13 protein-coding genes and 1 pseudogene are annotated in these 23243 nt (G+C 73.6%); 8 read left to right on the forward strand and 6 right to left on the reverse strand.

Annotated features, from left to right (window positions below):
• Positions 1 to 161 precede the first annotated feature (161 nt).
• Positions 162 to 872, forward strand: coding sequence for a hypothetical protein (locus tag ACFVXG_RS31265; protein ID WP_387932232.1), 711 nt, complete (start codon positions 162 to 164; stop codon positions 870 to 872).
• A gap of 22 nt (positions 873 to 894) precedes the next feature.
• Positions 895 to 1605, forward strand: a pseudogene (locus ACFVXG_RS31270) (ATP-binding cassette domain-containing protein); the annotation flags it as partial.
• A gap of 57 nt (positions 1606 to 1662) precedes the next feature.
• On the opposite strand, the gene ACFVXG_RS31275 reads toward ACFVXG_RS31270, so the two are convergent.
• Together ACFVXG_RS31275 and ACFVXG_RS31280 are read right to left on the reverse strand one after the other, a co-directional pair.
• Complete coding sequence (locus ACFVXG_RS31275) at positions 1663 to 3513, reverse strand: acyl-CoA dehydrogenase (RefSeq protein WP_387932234.1); 1851 nt, start codon at positions 3511 to 3513, stop codon at positions 1663 to 1665.
• A 72-nt stretch (positions 3514 to 3585) separates the two neighbouring features.
• Positions 3586 to 4932, reverse strand: coding sequence for an MFS transporter (locus ACFVXG_RS31280; RefSeq protein WP_387932236.1), 1347 nt, complete (start codon positions 4930 to 4932; stop codon positions 3586 to 3588).
• Between the two features lie 813 nt (positions 4933 to 5745).
• Here ACFVXG_RS31280 and ACFVXG_RS31285 point away from each other — a divergent pair.
• From ACFVXG_RS31285 to ACFVXG_RS31305, 5 genes are read left to right on the forward strand one after another with little or no spacing between them, the layout of a single operon-like run.
• Positions 5746 to 11790, forward strand: coding sequence for an acyltransferase domain-containing protein (locus tag ACFVXG_RS31285; RefSeq protein WP_387932238.1), 6045 nt, complete (start codon positions 5746 to 5748; stop codon positions 11788 to 11790).
• The gene (locus tag ACFVXG_RS31290; RefSeq protein ID WP_387932240.1) at positions 11787 to 13628 is read left to right on the forward strand and encodes an amino acid adenylation domain-containing protein; all 1842 of its coding nucleotides are present in this window, start codon (positions 11787 to 11789) and stop codon (positions 13626 to 13628) included. Before ACFVXG_RS31285 ends, ACFVXG_RS31290 begins: the two co-directional genes overlap by 4 nt.
• A gap of 36 nt (positions 13629 to 13664) precedes the next feature.
• Positions 13665 to 15464: a beta-ketoacyl synthase N-terminal-like domain-containing protein gene (locus tag ACFVXG_RS31295; protein ID WP_387932242.1), complete on the forward strand. Its 1800-nt coding sequence runs from the start codon at positions 13665 to 13667 to the stop codon at positions 15462 to 15464.
• On the forward strand, positions 15461 to 16699 hold the full coding sequence (locus ACFVXG_RS31300) for a cytochrome P450 (RefSeq protein ID WP_387932244.1): 1239 nt from the start codon (positions 15461 to 15463) through the stop codon (positions 16697 to 16699). The genes ACFVXG_RS31295 and ACFVXG_RS31300 overlap by 4 nt, the downstream gene beginning before the upstream one ends.
• A gap of 45 nt (positions 16700 to 16744) precedes the next feature.
• The gene (locus ACFVXG_RS31305; RefSeq protein WP_387932246.1) at positions 16745 to 17440 is read left to right on the forward strand and encodes a formyltransferase family protein; all 696 of its coding nucleotides are present in this window, start codon (positions 16745 to 16747) and stop codon (positions 17438 to 17440) included.
• 81 nt (positions 17441 to 17521) lie between these two features.
• On the opposite strand, the gene ddaH is transcribed toward ACFVXG_RS31305, so the two are convergent.
• Positions 17522 to 18370: a dimethylargininase gene (gene ddaH / locus ACFVXG_RS31310; protein WP_387932248.1), complete on the reverse strand. Its 849-nt coding sequence runs from the start codon at positions 18368 to 18370 to the stop codon at positions 17522 to 17524.
• Positions 18371 to 18445: 75 nt separating this feature from the next.
• Here ddaH and ACFVXG_RS31315 point away from each other — a divergent pair, with 75 nt between their 5' ends.
• Positions 18446 to 18946, forward strand: a complete 501-nt coding sequence (locus ACFVXG_RS31315; protein ID WP_387932249.1) for an FBP domain-containing protein — start codon at positions 18446 to 18448, stop codon at positions 18944 to 18946.
• A 50-nt stretch (positions 18947 to 18996) separates the two neighbouring features.
• Here the strand turns inward: ACFVXG_RS31315 and ACFVXG_RS31320 are convergent, their stop codons facing one another.
• The 3 genes from ACFVXG_RS31320 to ACFVXG_RS31330 form a co-directional block, all read right to left on the reverse strand.
• Positions 18997 to 20037 carry a GntG family PLP-dependent aldolase gene (locus ACFVXG_RS31320; protein ID WP_387932251.1) on the reverse strand — a complete coding sequence of 347 codons (1041 nt, stop codon included), beginning with the start codon at positions 20035 to 20037 and terminating at the stop codon, positions 18997 to 18999.
• 79 nt (positions 20038 to 20116) lie between these two features.
• Positions 20117 to 21403 carry a cytochrome P450 gene (locus ACFVXG_RS31325; RefSeq protein WP_387932253.1) on the reverse strand — a complete coding sequence of 429 codons (1287 nt, stop codon included), beginning with the start codon at positions 21401 to 21403 and terminating at the stop codon, positions 20117 to 20119.
• A complete protein-coding gene (locus tag ACFVXG_RS31330) occupies positions 21400 to 23220 on the reverse strand; it encodes an amino acid adenylation domain-containing protein (RefSeq protein WP_387932255.1) in 1821 nt (606 codons plus the stop codon). The genes ACFVXG_RS31325 and ACFVXG_RS31330 overlap by 4 nt, the downstream gene beginning before the upstream one ends.
• Positions 23221 to 23243 lie beyond the last annotated feature (23 nt).

The raw sequence follows: 23243 nt of genomic DNA on the forward strand, positions 1-23243 counted from the left end.
AGCCCCCCATATGGAGGGCTACAGCAGCGAACTGGCGGACCGTTAGGTTCTCGGTCGGCGCCGCACCGGACCCCGTGACCCGCAACTCGGCCCCGGCACGCGCCCCCTGGGCCGGCCACCCGCGCCGGCCAGCACCGGATCCAACGACGAAAGGCCACACCATGAGGGCAATCCCCCGCGCACTGGGCATCGCCGCAGCCGCCGGCACCATGCTGCTGGTCGCCGCGATCCCCGCCTCGGCGACCCCGACCCAGGCCAACTACACGGGCGACGGCTTCGGTTCGACGTCGGCCCAGGCCAAGCAGAGCGCGCTCAACAACGCCCTCTCCCAGGCCCAGGCGGCCGGTTTCAGCAGCTCCCAGTGCCTCCAGGTGGGCACCGCGCAGGCCTGGCCGAACAACAACAACCTCCTCGCGGCCCGGGGCGCGAAGGCCGCCGTGTCCGCCTCCATCGGGCCGGTCACGAGCTGGGAGGGCAGCGCCCAGCTCCAGTGCGCCACCCAGCCGGCCCCCGGCACCGTCAACCTCAACCGGTACAACGGCCCCGAGCACCTGAGCACCACCGGGTCGGCGCCCGCCGGCTACTACCTGGAGGGCAGCCTCGGCTGGCTCTACGGCAGCCAGGTCGCCGGTACCGCCCCGCTCTACTCGTGCAAGGTCTGGAACAGCGTGGACACCTTCACCTCGCCGGCCGCCAACTGCGAGGGCCAGCAGTTCCTCAGCACGCTCGGCTACGCCTACACCGCGCCGCCGGCCGGCGTGGCGAGCCGGGTCCTGCGCCGCTGCACGGTCAACGGTGAGCACTTCGACTCCAACGACATCAACTGCGAGGGCCAGGTGGCCGAAGGGGTCCTCGGCTACACCCTCGACTGACCGACCTGAACCGGGAGGCGGGCTCGCCGGTGTCGTCCACGACGGCACCGGCGGGCCCGCCTCCGTGCTCGGCCGGATGCTCGTCCGGCTGCTGGAACCGACGGCCGGCCGGCTGCACTACCGCGGCCGGGACATCGGGGCCCTCAGGGAGCGCGAACTACGCCCGCTCCGCCGGGAGTTGCAGATGGTCTTCCAGGACCCGGTCTCCTCGCTCAACCCGCGCCGCACCATCGGGGAGTCCGTCGCCGACCCGCTGCGGGTGGCCGGGGAGAGCGACGAGCGCCGGATCCGCGCCCGGGTCGGCGAGCTGCTCGAACGGGTCGGACTCGACGCCGGCTGGTACCACCGCTACCCGCACGAGTTCTCCGGCGGCCAGCGCCAGCGGGTCGGCATCGCCCGGGCCCTGGCGCCCGAGCCGCGGCTGATCGTCTGCGACGAGCCGGTCTCCGCGCTGGACGTCACCACCCAGGCCCAAGTGGTCGCCCTGCTGGGCGAGTTGCAGCGCGACCTCGGGCTCGCCCTGGTCTTCATCGCGCACGACCTCGCCGTGGTCCGCCAGGTGAGCGACCGGGTCGCAGTGATGCGGGCCGGCCGGATCGTGGAGCAGGGCGACGCCGACGCGGTCTACGACTCCCCGCAACACCCCTACACCAAGGGGCTGTTGGCCGCCGTCCCGGTCCTCGACCCGACCGAGGCGACCGCCCGCCGGCACGCCCGCCTGGCCGCCGTCTGACGCTCCCGTCCAGGGCCCGTCCCCCGCACCCGAGCGGGTGCAGGGGACGCACCGCGCTCAGAACGCGTCGTCGGGGATCTCGACGGCGGTGCGGTCCAGGCTCTCCAGGAGGCGGAACTGCGCTTCGGTCCTGGGCAGTTCGTGGCGGAAGAAGAACCGGCAGGCGTGCCGCTTGCCCTCGTGGAAGGGCTCGGTGCCGCCTGCGGCGGCGAGGTACTGCTCCAGCCACAGCCAGGCGACGACGGTGTGGCCGACCGCCTCCAGGTAGACGGTCGCGTTGGCCAGGGCCGTCTCCGGGTCGCCGGTCGCCCACAGCCGCCGGGTGACCGCGGCGATCCGCCGGACGGACTCGTCCAGCTGCGCCGCATACCCGGCGGCGTCACCGCCGAGTCCCTCGGCGCGGGCAGTCGTCGCCGAGATCGTCTCGACGAGCAGGCGCAGCCCGGCGCCGTCGTCCATGACGACCTTGCGGCCGAGCAGGTCGAGGCCGTGGATGCCGTGGGTGCCCTCGTGGATCGGGTTGAGCCGGTTGTCGCGGTAGAACTGCTCGACGTCGTACTCGCGGGTGTAGCCGTAGCCGCCGTGCACCTGGATGGCCAGGCTGTTGGCCTCCAGGCACCACTGGGAGGGCCAGCTCTTGACCACGGGCGTCAGGACGTCCAGCAGCAGGTGGGCGCGGGCCCGAATGTCGGGGGTCGCACCGGTGCGCTCCTCGTCGAGGAGCCGGCCGGCGTACAGCACCAGGGCCAACGCGCCCTCCGCGTAGGCCTTCTGGGCCAGCAGCATGCGGCGCACATCGGCGTGGGCGATGATCGGCACCTGCGGGGAGGCCGGGTCCTTGGCCCCGGCCGGGCGCCCCTGGGGGCGGGTGCGGGCGTAGTCCAGGGCGTGCAGGTAGCCGGTGTAGCCGAGCGCGGCGGCGCCGAGTCCGACGCCGATCCGGGCCTCGTTCATCATGTGGAACATGTACGCGAGGCCGCGGTGCGGCTCGCCGACCAGGTGCCCGACGGCGCCGGGCTCGCCGCCCGGCCGGTGCACGCCCTCGCCGAAGTTGAGCAGGGTGTTGGTCGTCCCCCGGAAGCCCATCTTGTGGTTGAGCCCGGCCAGCACGACGTCGTTGCGCTCGCCGAGCGAGCCGTCGGCGCCGACCAGCACCTTGGGCACGATGAACAGGGACAGGCCCTTCACCCCGGACGGTCCGCCGGGGATCCTGGCCAGCACCAGGTGGACGATGTTCTCGGACAGCTCGTGCTCGCCGCCGGAGATCCACATCTTGTTGCCGAACAGCCGGTACGTGCCGTCCGCGCGCGGCTCCGCCCGGGTGCGGACGTCGGCCAGCGAGGAGCCGGCCTGCGGCTCGGAGAGGCACATGGTGCCGAAGAACCGACCCTCCACCATGGGCCGGACGTAGGTGTCGATCTGGTCGCGACTGCCGTGCGCCAGCAGCAGGTTGGCGTTGCCCGCGGTGAGGAACGGGTACCCGGACGTCCCCGGGTTGGCGGCCTGGAACCAGGCGAAGCAGGCGCTGGCCACCACCGAGGGCAGCTGCCCGCCGCCGACCTCGTAGTCCATGGCGCTGCCGAGCAGCCCGGTGCCGGCGAAGACGGCCAGCGCCTCCTTGACCTCCGGGATGATGTGCACCCGCTCGCCGTCGAACCGCGGCTCCTCGGCATCGTTCCGCTTGTTGTGCGGCGCGAAGTGCCGGGTGGCGACCTGCTCACTGAGGCCCAGGGCCGCGTCGAAGGTCTCCCGCGAGTGGTCCGCGTACCGCGCCCGCCCGGTGAGCGCGGCGACGTCCAGCCATTCGTACAGCAGGAAGTCGAGATCACGGCGGGAGAGCAGCAGGGACGGCACGGGGTGGCGCCTTTCGCGAGTGACTAAGCGCTTGCTTGGCTTCGTCAGCAGCATGCTCCACCGGGCCGGAGCCGTCAACCGGTCCCCGGCCCGGCCCGCGGGCCGGGCCGGGGACCGGGCCCGAGCTCAGGCGCGCCGCCCCGCGGCGATGGCCGCGGCGCCGAGCAGGCAGGCGGCGGCGGCGGTGATGTAGGCGAGGTGGTAGCCGTCGAGCTGGTCCGTGCTGGTCCCGGCGACCAGGACCATCAGTGCCACGCCGACGCTCGCGCCGATCTGCTGGGTCACGACGTTGACCGCCCCGGCGACGCCCTGCCGTTCGGCCGGGACGCCGGCCAGCCCGGCGGTGGTCATCGAGGGGAAGTTCAGCCCCTGGCCGATGCCGCTGAGCACCAGGCCGGGCAGCACGTACACCACGTAGGAGCCGTCGTGCGGGGTGGCCAGCCACAGTCCGGTGCCGACGCCGATCAGGACCAGGCCGACGGCCATCAGGGTGCGCGGGCTGTACCGGGCCAACAGCCGGCCGGTGGCGAAGTTGGCGGTGAGGAACACCGCGGCGGACATCGGCACCAGCGCCAGGCCCGACTCGAACGGGGAGTAGCCCAGCATCCCCTGGAGGTACAGCGGCGCGAAGAACAGCATCCCGACCGAGCCCATGTACTGGAGGAACGCCGCCAGGCTGGCCGCCCGGACGGAGCCGAGCCGGAACAGGTTCAGCGGGAGGACCGGGTCGGCGGTGCGGTGCTCCCGCACGACGAACAGCACCAGGCAGAGCGCCGCCGCGGCCAGTACCGTCCAGGCCGTCGCGCCGGAGCTGCTCACCCCGACCACGAGCAGGGTGAGGCCGAGGGTGCCGGCCACCGCGCCGGGCAGGTCCAGCCGGCCGCTGTGCCCGGTGCCGTCGGGCAGGCCGATCCGGGTCACGGCGAGCACGGCGACGCCCAGCAGCACCGAGAACCACAGCACCGAACGCCAGCCGAGGAGTTGGGTCAGCACGCCGCCCAGCATCACCCCGCCGCTGAAGCTCGCGGCGCCGACCGCCGCGTAGACGCTGAACGCCCGGTTGCGGGCCGGACCGGCCGGGAACGCCTCCGACAGCAGGGCCAGCGCGGCCGGGCCCGACAGCGCGGCGCCGATGCCCTGGACGGCGCGCGCCCCGAGCAGCACCCCGATGTTCGGCGCCACCGCCCCGACCAGCGCGGACACGGTGAAGACGGCGACGCCGACCTCGAACACCCGCCGCCGGCCGAGCACGTCGGCCAGGCGGCCGCCGACCAGCAGGAAGCCGGCGAAGGTGACGGCGTAGGCGGTCATCACCCACTGGAGGGTGGTGTCGGCCAGGTCGAAGCGGCTGCCGACCGAGGGCAGGGCGGCGTTGAGCACCCCGAGGCCGCTGACGTCCAGGGCGAGCGCCCCGGCCAGCACGCCGAGCGCCAGTCCCGGCCGGGCCAGCGGCTGCACCGCGATGTCGGTCATGCCGACCCGCCGGTGGATTCGGCGCAGACCCCGCCGGTGCGGTCGACGGGCCGCGGTGCACCGAGGGGTGCAACAGCGGAGCACTGTCCGGCCGAGGGTCGGGCTAAGGAGCGGTCGACACCGACTGACGCTGTCTCAAGACTCGCAACTGGCATGGAGGTCAGCTTGCCCGGGTCGATCCTCCGCTGTCCACCCCGCCCCGACCGCGCGGCGATTCCGGCCACACTCAACTTCCTTGTGCGCTGGGCTGATTGACTATATCGTACGCGAACGCATGCCCGCTGTGCACCGGTTCATCCGCCGTTGTTTCATTCGACCGGAGACGTTCGATCGAGCAGGTCGAATCGGACACTTTGCCGATCGGTTCCCGCCACTGCCCCGACCGGCCCGCCGACGACGCTTGTCTCACCAATCGCCAGGTGGCACTCTCATACCCGCTGGTCGGTAAATACCTGGTGATCCGCTGCACATCGATTCGCATTATTCGCATACTCGTTGCGCCACCCGATTCGACCTCCGCGCCCAGGGCGGACCGAGACAGCAGCACCGCGGTACCCCCACCTCGGACGTGCCGACACGCCGGTCGGCGGGCGCCGCACGCTGCGGCGAGAACTTCACAGTGGGCCGCTGTGCCGCGATCAACGAGCCGATTCGAGCCGCTGGTCCGCACCTTCGCACGTCCGCACGCGGCTGATTAAGCCTGTCATGCCCAGGCCATACCGGTGGCCGTCCGCACTCTCCGACCGGGCAGCCGGGCGGTTCCACCCACCCCTTCCACCCACTCGATCCTTCCGCCCTGCCCAGGGAGTCGCCATGCCCCAAGAACGAGCGGTGCCGGACTTGTCCGCCGTCACGGATTTCCTGCTTTCCCGCGTATCCGAACTGTTGGACGTGTCCGCGAACACCCTGGATCCCCGGGCCCCGTTGCACCGCTACGGACTGGACTCCGCGAAGTCGGTGGCGCTCGCTGCGGCGCTGTCCGAATTCCTCGGCCGGGCCGTCCCGGCCACCTGGATCTGGCAGTACCCGACCGTCGGCGAACTGGCCCGGGCCCTGGTCGAGGGGCCGCGCGAGACGGAGCCCGCCCGGGGCGCGGAGCGCCGCCCGTCCGCGCAGGAGCCGGTGGCGGTCGTCGGCATCGGCTGCCGCTTCCCCGGCGGGCCGGACCCGTCCTCGTTCTGGCGGCTGCTGGTCGAGGGCCGCGACGCCGTCGGGCCGGTGCCGGCCGCGCGCCGCGAGCTGATGAACGACGCGGTCCGCTGGGGCGGGTTCATCGACGGCATCGACCGCTTCGACCCGCTGTTCTTCGGCATCTCGCCCCGCGAGGCCGTCCAGATGGACCCCCAGCAGCGGCTGGTCCTGGAACTGTGCTGGGAGGCGCTGGAGGACGCGGGCATCGCCCCGCACACCCTGCTCGGCAGCGACACCGGCGTGTTCATGGCCTCCTGTTGGGGCGACTACGCCGCCCTGGCGCACTACCGCGGCCCCGACAGCCAGATCACCCCGCACACCGCGACCGGCATGCACGACGGCATCATCGCCAACCGGGTCTCCTACCTGCTCGGCCTCCAGGGCCCGAGCATGGCCATCGACGCCGCCTGCGCCGGCTCCCTGGTCTCGGTGCACGTCGGCTGCCAGTCGATCCAACTCGGCGAGAGCGACCTGGTGCTGGCCGGCGGCGTCAACCTGAGCTTCGTCTCCGACTACTACACCGCCATGGACGCGATGGGCGCGCTCGCCCCGGACGGCCGCTGCAAGTCCTTCGACGCCCGGGCGAACGGCTACGTCCGCGGCGAGGGCGCCGGCGTGGTCGTGCTGGCCCCGCTCAGCGTCGCCCTGGAGCGCGACCTGCCGGTGTACTGCCTGATCAAGGGCAGCTCCTCCAACAACGACGGCCTGAGCAACGGCATGACGGCGCCCAACCCGCAGGCCCAGGAGAAGATGCTGCGCACCGCGTACCGGCGGGCCGGCATCGCCCCGGACCTGGTGGACTACATCGAGTGCCACGGCTCCGCGACGCCGCTCGGCGACCCGATCGAGGCCAACGCGATCGGCGCGGTCCTCGGCGGCGACCGCACCGAGCCGCTGCGGCTCGGCTCCGTCAAGTCCAACGTCGGCCACCTGGAGGCCGCCGCCGGCATCGTCGGCCTGGTCAAGCTCGCGATGTCGATGCGCAACGGCGTGCTCCCGCCGAGCCTGCACTACAGCACGCCGAACCCGCAGATCCTCTTCGACGAGTACCAGCTCACCGTCCAGGACCGGCTGACGCCCTGGCCGCGGCGCTCCGACGCCCGCCGGGGCGGGGTCAGCTCCTTCGGCTTCGGCGGCGCGATCTGCCACGTCGCCGTCGAGGAACTGCCGCGCCCCGAAAGCTCCTTGCTGCTGCTGGCCGCGGACTCCCGGGAGGCGCTGGCCGACCGGGCCCGGGCGCTGCGCGACGCCACCGACCTGCGCGAGCTGTGCGGCCGCGCACCCGGCGGGGGCGCCTTCCGGCTCGCGGCCGCCGCCCGCGACATGGCCGAACTCCGCACCCAGCTGGACGCCTTCGGCAACGGCGAGCCGGCCCCCGGGCTGAGCGTCGGGAAGGCGACCGGCCTGAGCGTCGGGGAGGCGACCGGGCGCCGCCCGCGGGTGGCCTTCCTGTTCTCCGGCAACGGCTCCCAGTGGGTCGGCATGGGCCGCCAACTGCTCGCCGGGCTGCCGGTGTTCCGCCGCTCGATGATGCGCTCCGACCGGCGGATGCGGGAGCTGCTCGGCTTCTCCCTGGTCGACCAGCTGCTCTCCCCGGACGGCCGGCTCGACGACATGGACGTCTTCCAGCCACTGCTGTTCTCGCTCCAGGTCGCGCTGGCCGAGGCCTGGCGCTCGCTGGGGGTGGAGCCGGACGTCGTGGTCGGGCAGAGCGTCGGTGAGTTCGCCGCCGCCCACGTGGCCGGTGCGCTCGACTTCGACGACGCCTCCCGGCTGGCCGCCCACCACGGCCGGCTGCTCCAGCAGCTGGCCGTCGGGCGCGGCGAGGGCATCGTGGTGATGACCGCCGCGGACGAGGTCGAGCCGTACCTGACCGGCGGACTCACCCTGTCCGGCCGCAACGGCCTGCGCTCCACCCTGGTCACCGGCACGCCGCAGGAGATCGACGACCTGGTCCAGCGGCTCACCGACGCGGGCGTCACCAACCACCGGGTGCGGATGGGCCACGCCCCGCACTCCCCGCTGGTCGACCACGTGCTCGCCCCGCTGAAGGCCGAGCTGGCGGGCATCCGGCCCCGCACCGCGCGGATCCCGATGATCTCCACGGTCACCGGCGCGGCCGTCGACGGCGCCGAACTCGGGCCGGACTACTGGGCGGAGAACCTGCGCCGGGAGATCCGGGTGGTCGACGCCCTGACCGGGCTGCGCGACCACGACGTCGACGCGGTGATCGAGCTCAGCCCGCACCCGCTGCTGCTCAAGTCCGTGTCCGAGCTCCTCCCCGCCGCCACCCTGCCCTCGCTGCGGCGCGGCGAGGACGAGGCGGCCACCCTGCTCGGCTCGCTCGGCGCGCTGTACACCGCCGGACTGGCCGTCCCGGCCCACCCGTTCCTGGCCGGGGACCGGGGCCGGCACACCACCCCCGCCCCCGCCGACCCCGCCGCCGACGGGCCGCTGCACCTGGTGCCCGTCACCGCCCGCACGGCGGGCGCGCTGGCCGACACCTGCCGCGAGCTGTCCAACCACGTCGAACGCGACCCGGGCCTGCGGGTCTCCGACCTCGCCTACACCCTGGCCACCCGGCGCACCCACCACAACCACCGGGTCGCGCTGTTCGCCCGCAACCGGCAGGACGTGCTGGACGGGCTAGCCCGGGTCGCGGCCGGCCGGCCGCACCCCGAGGTGGTCACCGGCACCTTCTCCGGCACCGTCGACCGCCGGGTGGCCCTGGTGTTCTCCGGCGGCGGCACCCAGTGGGTCGGCATGGGCCGTGAACTGCTGCGCTCCCACGCCGGGTTCCGCACCTGGATGACCGCCTGCGACGCCGCCGTGCGGGCGGCCGGCGGCTGCTCGGTGCTGGAGCAGCTGGCCGCCCCGGCCGAGCGGGCCCGGTACGAGGAGATGGACTTCCAGCAGCCCGTGCTGTTCGCCCTCCAGGTGTCGCTGGCGAAGGTCTGGCTCGGCCTCGGCGTCGAGCCGACCGCCGTGGTCGGGCACAGCCTGGGCGAGGTCGCGGCCGCCTGCGTGGCCGGGGCGCTGTCGCTGGAGGACGCCGCCCGGGTCGTGGTCACCCGCTCCCACCTGCTGGAGCGCAAGGCCGCCGCGGGCGCGATGATCTCGGTCGACCTGCCGGAGGCGGAACTGCTGCCCCGGCTCGGCCCGTACGCCGCCCACGCGGCCGTCGCCGTGGTCAACAGCCCCACCAGCGCGGCGGTCTCCGGCTCGCCCGAGGCCGTCGACGCCCTGGAGGCGGACCTCCTCCGGGAGGGGATCTCGGTCCGCCGGATCCGGGTCGAACGGCCGGTGCACAGCCCCGGCATGGACCCGCTGCTCCAGCCGCTGCGCGAGGGCATCGACGGCATCACCGCACTGCCGCCCACCCTCGACTTCCACTCCACCGCGCTGGCCGACACCGTGAACCCGGCCACCGACGTCGACTACTGGGTGCACAACCTGCGCAACCAGGTCCGCTTCGCCGAGACCATCGGGGCGCTGGTCGACCGGGGCGTCGGCACCTTCATCGAGATCGGCCCGCACGAGACGCTGCGCGGCGCGGTCGAGGAGATCGCCCTGACCCGCGGGGCACGGGTGCACGCGATCAACTCGCTGCGGCGCGAGGAGGGCGACCTGCGCTGCCTGCTGGGCGCGGCCGCCTCGCTGTACGTCCGGGGCCTGCCGCTGACCTTCGACCCGCTGTTCGACGACGACGTCGAGCTGGTGGAGACCCCGCTGGTGCAGTGGCAGAAGGAGCGCTACTGGATCGACACCGAGCCGCAGCCCGCCCGTGCCTCGGCCCCGGCGGCCCCGGCGGCTACGGCCGTTGCCGCTGCGCCCCCGGTTGTCGTCCAGGCCGAGGTCCAGGCCGAGCCCGCGGACCGGCCGGTGGCGGAGGTCGTCCTCGCCGAACTCGCCGACGCGCTGGGCGTGCCGGTGAGCGGCTTCGACACCGACGCCTGCCTGCGGGACTTCGGCCTCGACTCGATGGTGGGCATCCGGCTGGTCAACCGGATGCAGGCGCTGTTCGGGCACCGGGTGTCGCCGGTGGTGTTCCTGGACGGCCGCCCGATCTCCGCGGTGGTCGGCCACTTCGTCGAGCTCACCGCCGGCGGCGCCCCCGCGGCCGCTCCGGCAGCCGCCCCCGCCCCCGCCCCCACGCCCGCTCCCGCGCCGAAGGCCGGTCCCGACCACGCCTTCCTCGACGAGCTGTCCGAACTGGACGCCGAGGAACTGCTGGACGAACTGGACGCCCGCGGACTGCTGGACGCCACCGACGCCCCTGCCCCGGAGCAGCTGCGCGCCGACGGCCTCGGCCTCGCACTGGCCCCGGCCTCGCACGGCCAGGCCTCGCTCTGGTTCATGCAGATGGTCTCGCCCGACGCCGTGCCCTACAACTTCATGGTCACCGCCCGGATCCGCACCGCCGTCGACGCGAAGGCCCTGGAGCGCGCCGTCCGGGCCGTGGTGACCCGCCACCCGGCGCTGCGCACCCTGTTCGTGGAGGCGGGCGGGCGGCCGTACCAGGTCGTCCTGGACGAGCCGGTGTACGAGTTCCTGGTGGTGGACAGCACCGGGCTGGACGACGAGCAGGCCCGCGAGGAGCTGGCCCGGCACGGGCACCGGCCGCTCGACCTGGACAACGGGCCGCTGGTGCGGGTCGTGCTGATGGACCGCGGTCCGGCCGACCACTACCTGCTGGTGCTGGTCCACCACATCGCCTCGGACGCGGCCTCCGCCGATGTGATGATCCGCGAACTCCAGGCGTACTACGAGGGAGCCGACCCCGCCGCCGACTCGCCGGTGGCCCCGTACACCGAGTTCGTCGCCTGGGAGCGGCAGTGGCTGGCCGGGCCGGCCGCCGACGCGGCCCTGGACTGGTGGTCGGCCAAGCTGGCCGACCCGCCCGCCCACCTCGACCTGTCCGGCAAGGAGCGGCCGCCGGGCGTCACCTACGAGGGCCGCGACCTGGCGTTCCGCTGGAGCGCCGAGGAGACCCGGCTGCTGCGGGAGTTCGCGGTGCGCGAGGGCGTGTCGATCAGCACCGTGGTGCTCGCCGGGTTCTTCGCCACGCTCAACCGCGCGGTCGGCACCGAGGACGCCGTACTGGCCACCGCGATCGCCCAACGGGCCGAGGCGGGCTGGGAGTCCGCCATCGGCTACTACCTCAACACCGTGCTGGTCCGGGCGAACCCCGCCGCCGACCGCAGCTTCCGCGACCTGCTCCGCGAGGTCCACGACTTCTCGCTCGGCCTCCTGGAGCACATGAACTACCCCCTCGACCAGCTGGCCTCCCAGCTCAAGCCGCCGCGGGTCGAGGGCCGCTCCCCGTGGTTCGACGTGGTGGTGAACTGGCTGTCCTCGGACGCCTTCCCCCGCTCCGTCAAGCTCTTCCACGGCGTCGGCGACACCCTCACCCCGGACGGGGCCCTGCCGCTCGAACCGCTCCAGGTGCGCCGACACCTCGCCAAGTTCGACCTGGAGGTCTCGATGGCGGACATCGACGGCGAAGTGGCCGGCCACGTCCAGTTCAAACCGAGCTACCTGGAAAGGCACACCGTGACCGCACTGCTCGCGCTGTACCGCACCGTGCTCTTCGACTCGATCGCCCGGCCCGACCTCGCCCTCGGCGCCGTCGCACCGGCCGGCCTGCCCGAGGGGACCGACCGGTGACCGAGACCCTGCACTCCGCGTTCGTCGAACTGGCCGCCAAGAGCCCCGACGCGACCGCCGTCCACTCCGAGGCCGGCCTGCTCAGCTACGGCGAACTCGACCGGCGCTCCCGGGAGTTGGCCGAGGAGCTGACCGCCGCCGGGGCCGGCCCGGGCGTCCCGGTCGGGATCTGCGTCGAACGCACCCCCGACCTGCTGGTCGGCATCCTGGCCGCCCTGCGCAGCGGCGCCTGCTACCTGCCGCTGGACCCCAACTACCCGGCCGACCGGCTGACCTTCATGGTCGAGGACAGCGGCACCCGGCTGCTGCTCACCACCCCCGCCTCCCGGGCCGGTTGCCCGCCCGGCCCGACCGTCCTGGTGCTGGACGGCGAAGCGGTGAGCACCGAGCCCGGCGCGAAGCCCGTCCCGGTCGTGCCCGAGGACACCGCGTACGTCATCTACACCTCCGGCTCCACCGGCCGGCCCAAGGGCGTGGCGGTGCGGCACAGCGGCTGCGTGGCGATGCTCGCCGCGATGGACCGCGTCCTGGAGGGCTGCGACCTGAGCGGGGTCGCGGCGGCCGCCTCGGTCTGCTTCGACATGTCCGTGATGGAGATCTTCAACGCGCTGTGCCGCGGCGGCGCCGTCGTGCTGGTCGAGAGCGCCGTGCACCTGCCGGAGAGCCGCTACGCCGACCGGATCACCCACCTCAACGTCGTCCCCTCGGTGATGAACGGCCTGCTGGACGCCGGGGCGCTGCCGCCCAATCTGCGCACCGTGGTGTTCGGCGGCGAGGCGCTGCGCCGCAAGCTGGTCGACCGGACGTACCGGGAGACCGGCGTCACCCGGGTGTTCAACGCCTACGGCCCCACCGAGGGCACCGTGTTCTGCTCCTTCGGGCTCGTCCCCGAGGACTCGGCCGAGGAGCCGACGATCGGCCCGCCGACCGAGGGCGCCCTGGTGTACGTCCTGGACGAGCAGCGGCGGCCGGTCCCGACCGGCACCCCCGGGGAGCTGTACCTCGGCGGCGCCGGTGTCGCGCACGGCTACCTCAACCGGCCGGAGACCACCGCCGAGCGCTTCCTCGCCGACCCGTTCCAGCCGGGCGGGCGGATGTACCGCACCGGCGACGTGGTCGAGTTCACCGAGGGCGGCGAACTGCGCTTCCTCGGCCGCACCGACCACCAGGTCAAGCTGCGCGGCTACCGGATCGAGCTGGAGGAGGTCGAGGCCCGGCTGACCGGCTGCCCCGAGGTCCGGGAGGCCGCCGCCGCCGTCCGGGGCAACCGGCTGGTCGGCTACGTGGTGCCGGCCGGCGACGGCCCCGCCCCGGACGGCCCCCGGCTGGACGCGGCGCTGCAGGGTGCCGTCACCGCCCGGCTCGCCGCCGAACTGCCCGACTACCTGGTGCCCGCCACCCTGGTGGTGCTGCCCGCCCTGCCGCTGGGGCCGGGCGGCAAGCTCGACCGCAACGCGCTCCCCGAGCCGCCCGCCGCCGAGGCCGGCGGGCCGCTGACCGCCCCCGGCACGCCCACCGAGATCGCCCTGTCCGAGATCTGGGGCCAGCTGCTGGACCTCGAGCCGTCGGGCATCGACGTGCAGGCCGCCTTCTACGACCTCGGCGGCGACTCGCTGCTGCTGATCCGGCTGGCCCGGCTGATGACCCGGCGCTTCGACCGGCGGGTCCGGGTCCCCGACCTGTTCAGCTTCCGCGACATCGCCTCGCTCGCCCGGTGGCTCGACGAGGACGAGGGCGCCACCCCCGAGGTGGTCCAGTCGGCCCGCCGCCGAGCCGGCGCCCGGCGCGCCGCACTGCGCGCCCGCCCGGCCGGCGACCGCCCGGCAACCGACAGCTGAGCCACTCCCCCACCCGACACGAGGCAGGAGCCCCCCATGACCGACCGCCCCGAGCAGGACTACGACCCGGGCGACGTGGCCGTCATCGGCATGTCGTTACGGGCCCCCGGTGCCCGCACCAAGGAGCAGTTCTGGGACAACCTCGTCCACGGCCGGGAGTCCATCAGCTTCCTGGCCAAGGACGACATCCACGTCGACGAGACCCTGATCCACAGCCCGTTCTACGTCCGGGCCTGCGGCGTGCTGGACACCTACGACAAGTTCGACCCCTCGGTGTTCGGCATCAGCGACCGGATGGCCGCCGCGATGACCCCGGAGAACCGGCTGTTCCTGGAGAGCGCCTGGGAGTCGCTGGAGGACGGCGGCTACGACCCGGACCGGCTCGACGCCGAGATCGGGATGTACGGCGCCAACAACCCGCAGACCGCCGCGCTCTACAGCTCCCCGCCGGACCGGGTGTCGGTCGGCCCGGAGGCGATCGAGGCCAGCCTGGCCTGGTCGCCGGACACCATGACCTCCAACGCCCTGTACTACATGGGGCTCACCGGCGAGGCCGTCACCGTCGCCGCGGTCTGCGCGGGCTTCCACTACTCGGTGCACCTGGCCTGTCAGTCGCTGCTGCTCGGCCAGACCGACCTGGCGATCGCCGGCGGCGCGATGGTGCGGCTTCCGCACCCGCGCGGCCACCTGTGGGAGGAGAACCGCATCCTGTCCAGGGACGGCCACTGCCGCCCGTTCGACGCGAACGGCACCGGCACCGCGCTCTCCAGCGGCGTCGTCACCGTGCTGCTGAAGCCGCTGGGCCACGCCGTCGCCGACCGCGACCACATCTACGCCGTGGTCAAGGGCTCGGCCGTGAACAACAACGGCGTCAGCGCGATGGCCTACGGCCTGGCCCAGCCCGAGCGGCTGAGCGCCTGCATCGCGAGCGCCATGGAGGTCGGCGGGGTCTCCCCCGACACGGTGGGCATGTACGAGGCCAACGGGCTCGGGCTGCCGATGACCGACGAGCTCGAGGTGCACGCGGCGAGCATGGCGTTCGGGAAGCAGACCGCGACCACCTCGATCGGCGGGGTCAAGGGCAACGTGGGCCACGGCGGCGTGGTCTCCGGCGGCTTCGGGGCGATCAAGGCCGCGCTGTCGCTGTACCACAAGCAGCTTCCGGCGACGATCAACCTGACCGAGGTCAACCCGGACCTCGACTTCCCCGGCACGCCCTTCGTCCCCCAGCTCGAAGGGGCGGACTGGGAGCCGGAGTCCGGCATCCGCCGGGCCGGCATCACCTCGATCGGCGGCGGCGGCTACAACGCCCACCTGCTGCTGGAGGAGGCGCCCGCCCCCGCCCGGCGCGAGCCCGAGGAGGCGGGCCGGCCGCGGCTGGCCACCCTGTCCGCCCTGGACGACGAGGCCCTGGCCCGTCAGCGCGCCCGGCTCCGGGAGTGGCTGGCCGCCGACCCGGGGCTGCGGCTGGACGACGTCTGCTACAGCCTCAACCTCGGCCGCAAGGTGCTGCCCCGGCGCTGGGCGGCCGTGGTGCGCAGCCGCGAGGAGCTGATCGCGGCGCTCGCCGAGGAGGCCGCGGGCGGCGCCGCCACCTCGACCGCCGCCACCTCGACCGCCACCGCCGCGGCGTCCGACCCCGACGCCTTCGCCCGCACCGACGACGGCATCGTGCCGGCCGGCCGGGACGCCCGGGCGCTGGCCGAGCTGGCCGCCGCCTGGGTGGGCGGCCGGCAGGCGGACTTCGCCGCCCTGCACCGCGGCGAGGCCAGCCACCGGGTGCCGCTGCCCACCTATCCGTTCCAGCCGCGCCGGTTCTGGCGCACGGACTGGTGACCGTGCGCACGCCGGCCCCGGCCACCGTGGACCTGGGCGACCCGGCCACCTTCGCCGGCCACGACCTCGACGGGTACTGGCGCACCCTGCGGGACGAGGCCCCGCTGCACTGGAACCCCCCGGTCGACGGCCGCCGCGGGTTCTGGGTGCTCTCCCGGCACGAGGACATCCTGGCCACCTACCGGGACGACACCCACTTCACCTCCGAGCGCGGCAACGTCCTGGTCACCCTCCTGGAGGGCGGCGACGCCGGGGCCGGCCGGATGCTGGCCGTCACCGACGGGCACCGCCACCACGAGCTGCGCAAGATCCTGCAACGGGTGCTCTCCCCGCGGGTGCTCGACCAGGTCGCCACCACCGTACGGGCCAACACCCGGCAGTGGATCCGCGAGGCGGTCGACTCCGGCGGCTGCGACTTCGCCGAGCAGATCGCCGCCCGGATCCCGATGACCACCATCGCCAACCTGCTGGGCGTGCCCGAGCAGGACCAGGACTACCTGCTCAGCCTCACCAAGACGGCGCTGTCGGCGGACGACGAGGACGTCGACGAGGTCGATTCCGAGATGGCCCGCAACGAGATCCTGATGTACTTCATGGACGTCGTCGAGGAGCGCCGCGAGGCGCCCGGCGAGGACGTGATCAGCATGCTGATCGCCAGCTCCATCGACGGCGTGCCGCTGACCGACGAGGACGTGGTGCTCAACTGCTACAGCCTGATCATCGGCGGCGACGAGACCAGCCGGCTGACGATGATCGACTGCGTCCGCACCCTGGCGGCCCGGCCCGACCAGTGGCAGCGGCTCAAACGGCGCGAGGTCGCGGTCGACACCGCCGTGGACGAGGTGCTGCGCTGGGCCTCGCCCACCATGCACTTCGGGCGCAGCGTCGTCCGGGAGACCGAACTGCACGGCGTACGGCTGCGGCCCGGCGAGATCGTCACGCTCTGGCACGCCTCCGGCAACCGGGACGAGCGGGTCTTCGACCGGCCCGGGGACTTCGACCTCGGCCGCACCCCCAACCGGCACCTGGCCTTCGGCTACGGCCCGCACTTCTGCGTGGGGTCCTACCTGGCCAAGGTGGAGATCGCCGAACTGCTCACGGCGCTGCGGGACTTCACCACCGGCTTCGAGCAGACCGAGGAGCCGCGGCCGATCCGCTCCAACTTCCTGACCGGGTTCGCCACCATGCCGGTGCGCTTCGCCCCCGACCGCGCCGGACTGGAAGGGGCCGAGTGAGGCACTGACCCCGACCGAGAACCGACCAGTAGCGCAGGAGGACGGATGAACATCTACCTATCGGGACAAGGGGCGTTCGCGGTGCAGGTCGCGGAGGCCCTGCTGGACAGCGGACACAAGATCGTCGGTGCGGCCGCGCCCCGGCTGCGCAAGGGGAAGTCCGACGAGGCCGACGCGATGTGCTGGGACCGCGTGCGGTCCTGGGCGTACCCCAGGGACATCCCCTGGACGGACTCGGCCGAGCTGCGCGCGCGGCACGTCCCCGACGGGGTGGACGTCATCCTCGCCGCGCACTCGCACGCCTTCCTCGGCCGGGAGACCCGCTCCCGGGCCACCGTCGCCACCATCGGCTACCACCCCAGCCTGCTGCCGCTGCACCGCGGCCGGGACGCCGTCCGGTGGACGATCCGCGACGGCGACAAGGTGACCGGCGGGAGCGTCTACCACCTGACCGAGCGCACCGACGGCGGCCCGATCGCCGCCCAGGAGCACCTGTTCGTGCCCCCGGGCTCGACCGCCCAGAGCCTGTGGCGCGACCACCTGGCGCCGCTCGGGGTGCGGCTGCTGCTCAAGGTGGTCGCCGACCTGGCCGCCGACCGGCGGATCGAGGTCCCCCAGGACGAGTCCCTGGCGACCTGGGAGCCCGCGATGGGCGCGCCGCCGCTGTTCAAGCCCGAGCTGATCGCGCTGCCCGGCACGGCGCGGGTCGACAGCAGCAAGTGGGCGCTGCACGAGCACTGAGCCCGCCCGGGGACGCCGCGGCCCCGCACCCCTCCCTTGAGTTCTGAGGAGGGGTGCGGGGCCGCGGTCGGCGCAGCAGTGTTACGGCCGCAGTTCGAGGGTGCAGCACTTGACCGCGCCGCCGGCCTTGAGGAGTTCGGTGGTGTCCACGCCGATCGGGTTGAAGCCCCGCTCCCGCAGCTGCTCGATCAGGCCCGCCGCGGCCTGCGGAAGGACCACGTTGTAGCCGTCCGAGAAGGCGTTGAGGCCGAACACCGCGGCGTCCTGGGCGGAGGCGCGGATCGCGTCCGGGAAGAGCTCTTCCAGCACGGAGCGGCTGCCCGGGGTGAAGGCCTCCGGGAAGTACATCACCTCGGTGTCGGAGAGCACCCCGAGCGCGGTGTCCAGGTGGTAGTGCTCGGGGTTGACCAGGGTCAGCGAGGTGACCGGCAGGCCGAAGAACTCCTGCGCCTCGTAGTGCGAGCGCTGGTCGGTGCGGAAGCCGGTACCCGCCAGGATGCGGCGCCCGACCGCGAGGTAGTCGCCCTCGCCCTCGTTGATGAACTCGGGCCAGAGCACGTCCCGGAAGCCCTGCCGGACGAACCAGGCGAGGTAGGCCGGCCCCTCGGCGGTGCGCTCGACGTGCCGGAACCGGGCCCCGAGGACCTTGCCGTCCACCACCGTCGCGCCGTTGGCGGCGAACACCATGTCGGGCAGGCCGGGCACCGGGTCGATCACCTCGACGGTGTGGCCGAGCGAGAGGTACACCTCGCGCAGCCGCTCCCACTGCAGCAGCGCCAGCTCGCGGTCGACCGGCTTCTCCGGATGCATCCACGGGTTGATGGAATACGTCACGTCGAAATGCTGCGGCCGGCACATCAGGAGCCGGCGCGGAGCGGCCGTTCGGGCCGTCGGCCGTATCGGTTCGGGCTGAGTACCGCCAATGGACACAGGGGTCTCCTCTGCGTTGGTGGATTTCGGGGAGGACGGGGGTCACCCGCCCGGCAGTCAACTAGGCTCTGATGAATGCGTCCACTTGCCGAGAACGAAATTCGTGAATCCTTCGTCAACTGTTCGAAGGGAGAGGCGCGCAGGCTCAGCATTCCCCGCAACCTGGCCGAACTCCCCTGGGAGGACCTGGACTTCCTCGGCTGGCGGGATCCGGGCGCGCCCGACCGCGGCTATCTGGTCGCCCTCCGGGGCGAGGGGCTGGTGGGGGTCACGCTCCGCGCGCCGAACGTCCGGCGCAGCCTGACCAAGACCAATGTGTGCTCGCTCTGCATCACCATCCACGGCGGCAGCGGGGTGGCCCTGCTCTCCGCCCGGCGGGCCGGCGCCGCCGGGCGCGAGGGGAACACCGTCGGCACCTACATCTGCGCGGACCTGGGCTGTTCGCTGTACGTGCGCGGCAAGCGCCGCTCGGCCTCGGTGAGCCGGCCCGAGGAGTCGCTGACGCTGGAGGAGCAGGTCGCGCGCACGGTCGCCAACCTGGACGCGTTCGTGGCCCAGGTGCTGCGGGCGGCCTGACCGCCGGCGGGCGCGCCGGCCCCGCGGGTGCGCGGGGCCGGGCGGGGCTCTCAGCCCGCCGTGGGGCCGTCCTTGAGCACCCGGGCCACGATGGCGACGGCGGCGGTGACGTCCTCGGCGCTCACCCCGTGGTGCACCACCGCGCGGATCCGGCCGTGGCCGAACTCGGTGACCGCCAGGCCGTGTCGCGCCACCGAGCCGACGAAGCTGCGCCAGTCGAACCGCTCGTCGGTGACCTCGAAGATCACGATGTTGGTCTCGACGGTGTCCACGTCCAGCTCCACGCCGGGGAGCAGCGCCAGCCCCTCGGCCAGCCGCCGGGCGTTGGCGTGGTCCTCTGCCAGCCGGGCCCGGGTGTCCAGCGCGACCAGGCCGGCCGCCGCCAGCAGCCCGACCTGGCGCATCCCGCCGCCGAGCATCTTGCGCAGCCGGCGGACCTTCTCGACGAACTCCGCGCTGCCCGCCACCATCGAGCCGACCGGTGCGCCGAGGCCCTTGGAGAGGCAGAACTGCACCGAGTCGACGTGCGCGGTGATCTCCGCGACCGCCACCCCGGCGGCGATCGCCGCGTTGACCACCCGGGCGCCGTCCAGGTGCACCGCGACGCCGCGCTCGTCCGCGAAGCGGCGCACCTCGGCCAGGTAGTCGAGCGGCAGCACCACGCCGCCGCAGCGGTTGTGGGTGTTCTCCAGGCAGATCAGCGCGGGCAGCGCGAACTGCGGGTCGTCCGGGTCGCTCGGGAAGGCGGCGGCCAGGTCGGCCAGCGCGATGGTGCCGTCGGGCCGGTTCGGCAGCGGCTCGTAGACGACCCCGCCGCAGACCGCGGCGCCGCCCGCCTCGTACAGCCAGATGTCGCTCTCGGCGCCGACCAGGGCCTTGGAGCCGCGCGGGGCGTGGGCCATGATCGAGGCGAGGTTGGCCATGGTGCCGCTGGGGAAGAAGCAGGCGGCCTGCTTGCCGGTCAACTCGGCGGTGCGGCGCTCCAGTTCGTTGACCGTCGGGTCCTCGCCGTAGACGTCGTCGCCGAGCTCCGCCTCGGTCATCGCGGTGAGCATCTCGGGCGTCGGCAGTGTGAAGGTGTCACTGCGCATCTCGATCACGGCAGGAAGGTCCTCTCGTTCCGGGTGGTGCGGGGTGGTGCGGGGTGGTGCGGGGTGGTGCGAGGGTGGTTCAGCTCGCGTCCCGGGCGAGCTGCCGGTCGGCGCCGGGGCGCAGCCGGGCGGTCACCGGGAGGTGCTTGATCCCGGCGATGAAGTTGGAGGCCAGGTGCTCGACCGGGCCGGCCGGTTCGAACCGCTCCACCAGCTCGGTGACCTCGGTGAAGAACTCGGCCAGGGCGATCCGGGCCAACGGGGCGCCGACGCAGTAGTGCGGGCCGAAGCCGAAGGCGAGGTGCCGGTTGGGGGTGCGGGCCAGGTCGAAGCGGTACGGGTCGTCGAAGACCGTCTCGTCCCGGTTGGCCGAGCCCAGCCAGGCGACCACCGCCTCGCCGGCCCGTACCGGTTCGCCGCCGAGGACGGTGTCCTCGGCGGCGTAGCGCATCGCGTGGGTGGCCGGGGAGGCCCAGCGCAGGCCCTCCTCGACGGCGGACGCGACGGTGGCCCCGCCGTCGAGCAGCCTCCGGTACTGCTCCGGGTGCTCCAGCAGGGCGTTGACGGTGGTCGCGATGACGTGCGGCGCGGTGACGTTGGCGCCGAGCAGCACGTTGTAGCAGTTGTAGATGACCTCGTCGAGCCGGATCGTCCGGTCCCCGACGGTGAGCTGCTGGAGCAGACCGACCAGGTCATCCCGCGGGGTGCGGTCGGCGGCCACCTCGGCGAAGTAGTCGAAGAGTTCGTGGTGGGCGGAGACCAGCTGGTGGCCGCCGGAGTCGTCCCGGGAGGACGGGTCGGCGGGGGCGATCGCGACGGTGGTGAGCCGGGTCAGTTCGGGCCAGTCGGCCTCCGGCAGGCCCATCAGGGCGCCGGTGAACATCATCGGGAAGGCGGTCATCGCGGCTGCCAGGTCCCAGGGTTCGCCGCTCGCCAGCGGTGCGAGCAGCAGCCGGGCCATCCGGCGGATGGCCGGGCGGCGGGCGGCGAGTTCGCGGGCGGACAGCGCCTGGGCGACGGGGCGGCGCAGGTAGCCGTGGACCGGCGGGTCGCTGGCGACCATCATCCGGTCGGCCGCCGGGTCCTGTTCGCCGAGGACGGAGAGCATGTTGCCGCGCCGGGAGGTGTAGAGCGCGTGGTCGCGCAGCACGGTGCCCGTCTCGGCGTGCGCGGTGACGGAGACGTAGCCGCGGCCGCTCGGCACGGTGAGCCGGGTGACCGGGGCCTTGTGGCGGTAGTGCCGCCAGACCGCGTGGGGGTCGCCGGTGGCGTAGAAGTGCGGGTCGCTCAGGTCGACGCGTTCGGGGTCCTGCTCCGGTTCCGGGTCGTCGCCGGAGACGGTGGCGCCGGGGACGGTGATCCTCACTGCGCGGCCTCGGTCGGGGCGGCGGCAGTCGGCGCCGCGACCGGCCGCTTGGCCCTGATGTGCTCGGCCAGTCCGGCGACGGTGGGGTTGAGGTAGAAGGCCCGGGCCCGGATCACCGTCTCGAACTCGGCGGTGATCTCGCGGGTGATCCGGCTGGCGGTCAGCGAGTGGCCGCCGAGGTCGAAGAAGTCGTCGTCGACGCCGACCGGTTCGACGTCGAGGATCTCCTGCCAGAGCACGGTGAGGCGGCGCTCGACCTGGTCGGCGGGCCCCCGGTAGGGCACCTCACTGTCCGGGCGGGTCCGGCCGCGGCGGGCGGCCAGGGCGTCCCGGTCGACCTTGCCGTTGGCCTTGAGCGGCAGCCGGTCGACCCAGACCAGGGCGGAGGGGATCATGGCGGCCGGGAGGTCCTCGGCCAGGGACCGGCGCAGTTCCACCGAAGAGACGGCGTACGGGCCGCTGTAGAAGGCGACCAGCCGGCGGTCGCCGGGGCCGTGGTCCTGGAGGACGACGGCGGCGTCCTGGACGTCGGGGTGGCGGCGCAGCCGGGCCTCGATGTCGTCGGACTCGATCCGGACGCCGTTGACCTTGAGCTGGCCGTCGGCGCGCCCGGCGAACTCGTAGGCGCCGTCGGGGCCGCGCCGGGCGAGGTCGCCGGTGTCGTACATCCGGGTGCCGGGGGCGGTCGCGTACGGGTCGGGGAGGAAGCGGTCCGCGGTGAGGCCGGGTTGCCTGAGGTAGCCGTGGGCGAGGCCGCTGCCGTTGACGAAGAGCCGGCCGACGGTGCCGTCGGGCACCCGGTCCAGCCGCTCGTCGAGGACGGCCATGCCGGTGCCGTCGATCGGTCCGCCGATCGGGACGCCGCGGTCGCCGAGCGGTCCACGGACGGGGTGGGTGCTGGTGAAGGTGGTGTTCTCGGTGGGGCCGTAGGCCGCCGAGACGAGGGTGCCGGGCAGCGCGGCGGCCGCGCGGTCGACGTGTTCGGCCGAGAGCACCTCGCCGCCGGTGAGCAGCAGGCGCAGGGCGGGCAGGTCGCCCAGGCCCGCCTCCACCGCCTGGTGGAACAGGGCGGTGGTGAGGAACAGCACGGTGGTGCCGGTGTCGCGGACGGCCTTGACGATCTCGGCCGGTCCGAGCCGGCCGGCCGGGGCGAGGGCCAGGCAGCCGCCGTTCAGCAGCGCGCCCCAGATCTCCAGGGTGGAGGCGTCGAAGGCGACCGGGGCGAGTTGGAGGAAGACGTCGTCGGGGCGGGCGCCGAGGTAGCCGGCGTCCAGCACCAGGCGCAGCACGGCGCGGTGCGGTACGCAGACGCCCTTGGGGCGGCCGGTGGAGCCGGAAGTGTAGGCGACGTAGGCGAGGTCCTCGGGGGTCTGCCCGACCGGCAGCGCGGAGGCGTCGGCGGGTGCGGGCCCAGTACCCGCATCGAGCACGTCGAGGTGCTCGAACTCCCCGTCGAGCTTGGGACGTTGGGCCTCGTCGGTGACCACCAGCGGCACCTCGGCGTCGCCGAGGATGGTCCGCAGCCGGGCGATCGGGTCCCCCGGGTCGACGGCCACGTACGCGGCGCCCGCCTTGAGGATGCCGAGCAGCGCGACGACCAGCCGGGGCGAGCGCTCCAGCAGCACGCCGACCCGGTCGCCGCGGCGCACCCCGCGGCCGCGCAGCCGGGCGGCGAGGGCGGTCGCGGCGGCGTCGAGTCCTGCGTAGTCGAGGTCGCCGGCCTCGCTGCGGACCGCGGTCGCGGTCGGGGCGGCCGCCGCGACGGCGGCGAAACGGCTCGCAAGGGTCCACCCCGACAGGGGATCCGACTCGGTCATGCCCGGTGATTCCAACATGGTGC

Origin of the sequence: Kitasatospora sp. NPDC058162 (assembly GCF_042884005.1) — a bacterium.
Taxonomy (GTDB): domain Bacteria; phylum Actinomycetota; class Actinomycetes; order Streptomycetales; family Streptomycetaceae; genus Kitasatospora.

Bases quoted from the DNA above. Each gene is read 5' to 3' on its own strand.
- ACFVXG_RS31265 (WP_387932232.1), top strand. From the start codon at position 162: ATGAGGGCAATCCCCCGCGCACTGGGCATCGCCGCAGCCGCCGGCACC.
- ACFVXG_RS31275 (WP_387932234.1), bottom strand. From the start codon at position 3,513: ATGCTGCTGACGAAGCCAAGCAAGCGCTTAGTCACTCGCGAAAGGCGC.
- ACFVXG_RS31280 (WP_387932236.1), bottom strand. From the start codon at position 4,932: ATGACCGACATCGCGGTGCAGCCGCTGGCCCGGCCGGGACTGGCGCTC.
- ACFVXG_RS31285 (WP_387932238.1), top strand. From the start codon at position 5,746: ATGCCCCAAGAACGAGCGGTGCCGGACTTGTCCGCCGTCACGGATTTC.
- ACFVXG_RS31295 (WP_387932242.1), top strand. From the start codon at position 13,665: ATGACCGACCGCCCCGAGCAGGACTACGACCCGGGCGACGTGGCCGTC.
- ACFVXG_RS31305 (WP_387932246.1), top strand. From the start codon at position 16,745: ATGAACATCTACCTATCGGGACAAGGGGCGTTCGCGGTGCAGGTCGCG.
- ACFVXG_RS31315 (WP_387932249.1), top strand. From the start codon at position 18,446: ATGCGTCCACTTGCCGAGAACGAAATTCGTGAATCCTTCGTCAACTGT.
- ACFVXG_RS31320 (WP_387932251.1), bottom strand. From the start codon at position 20,037: ATGCGCAGTGACACCTTCACACTGCCGACGCCCGAGATGCTCACCGCG.
- ACFVXG_RS31330 (WP_387932255.1), bottom strand. From the start codon at position 23,220: ATGACCGAGTCGGATCCCCTGTCGGGGTGGACCCTTGCGAGCCGTTTC.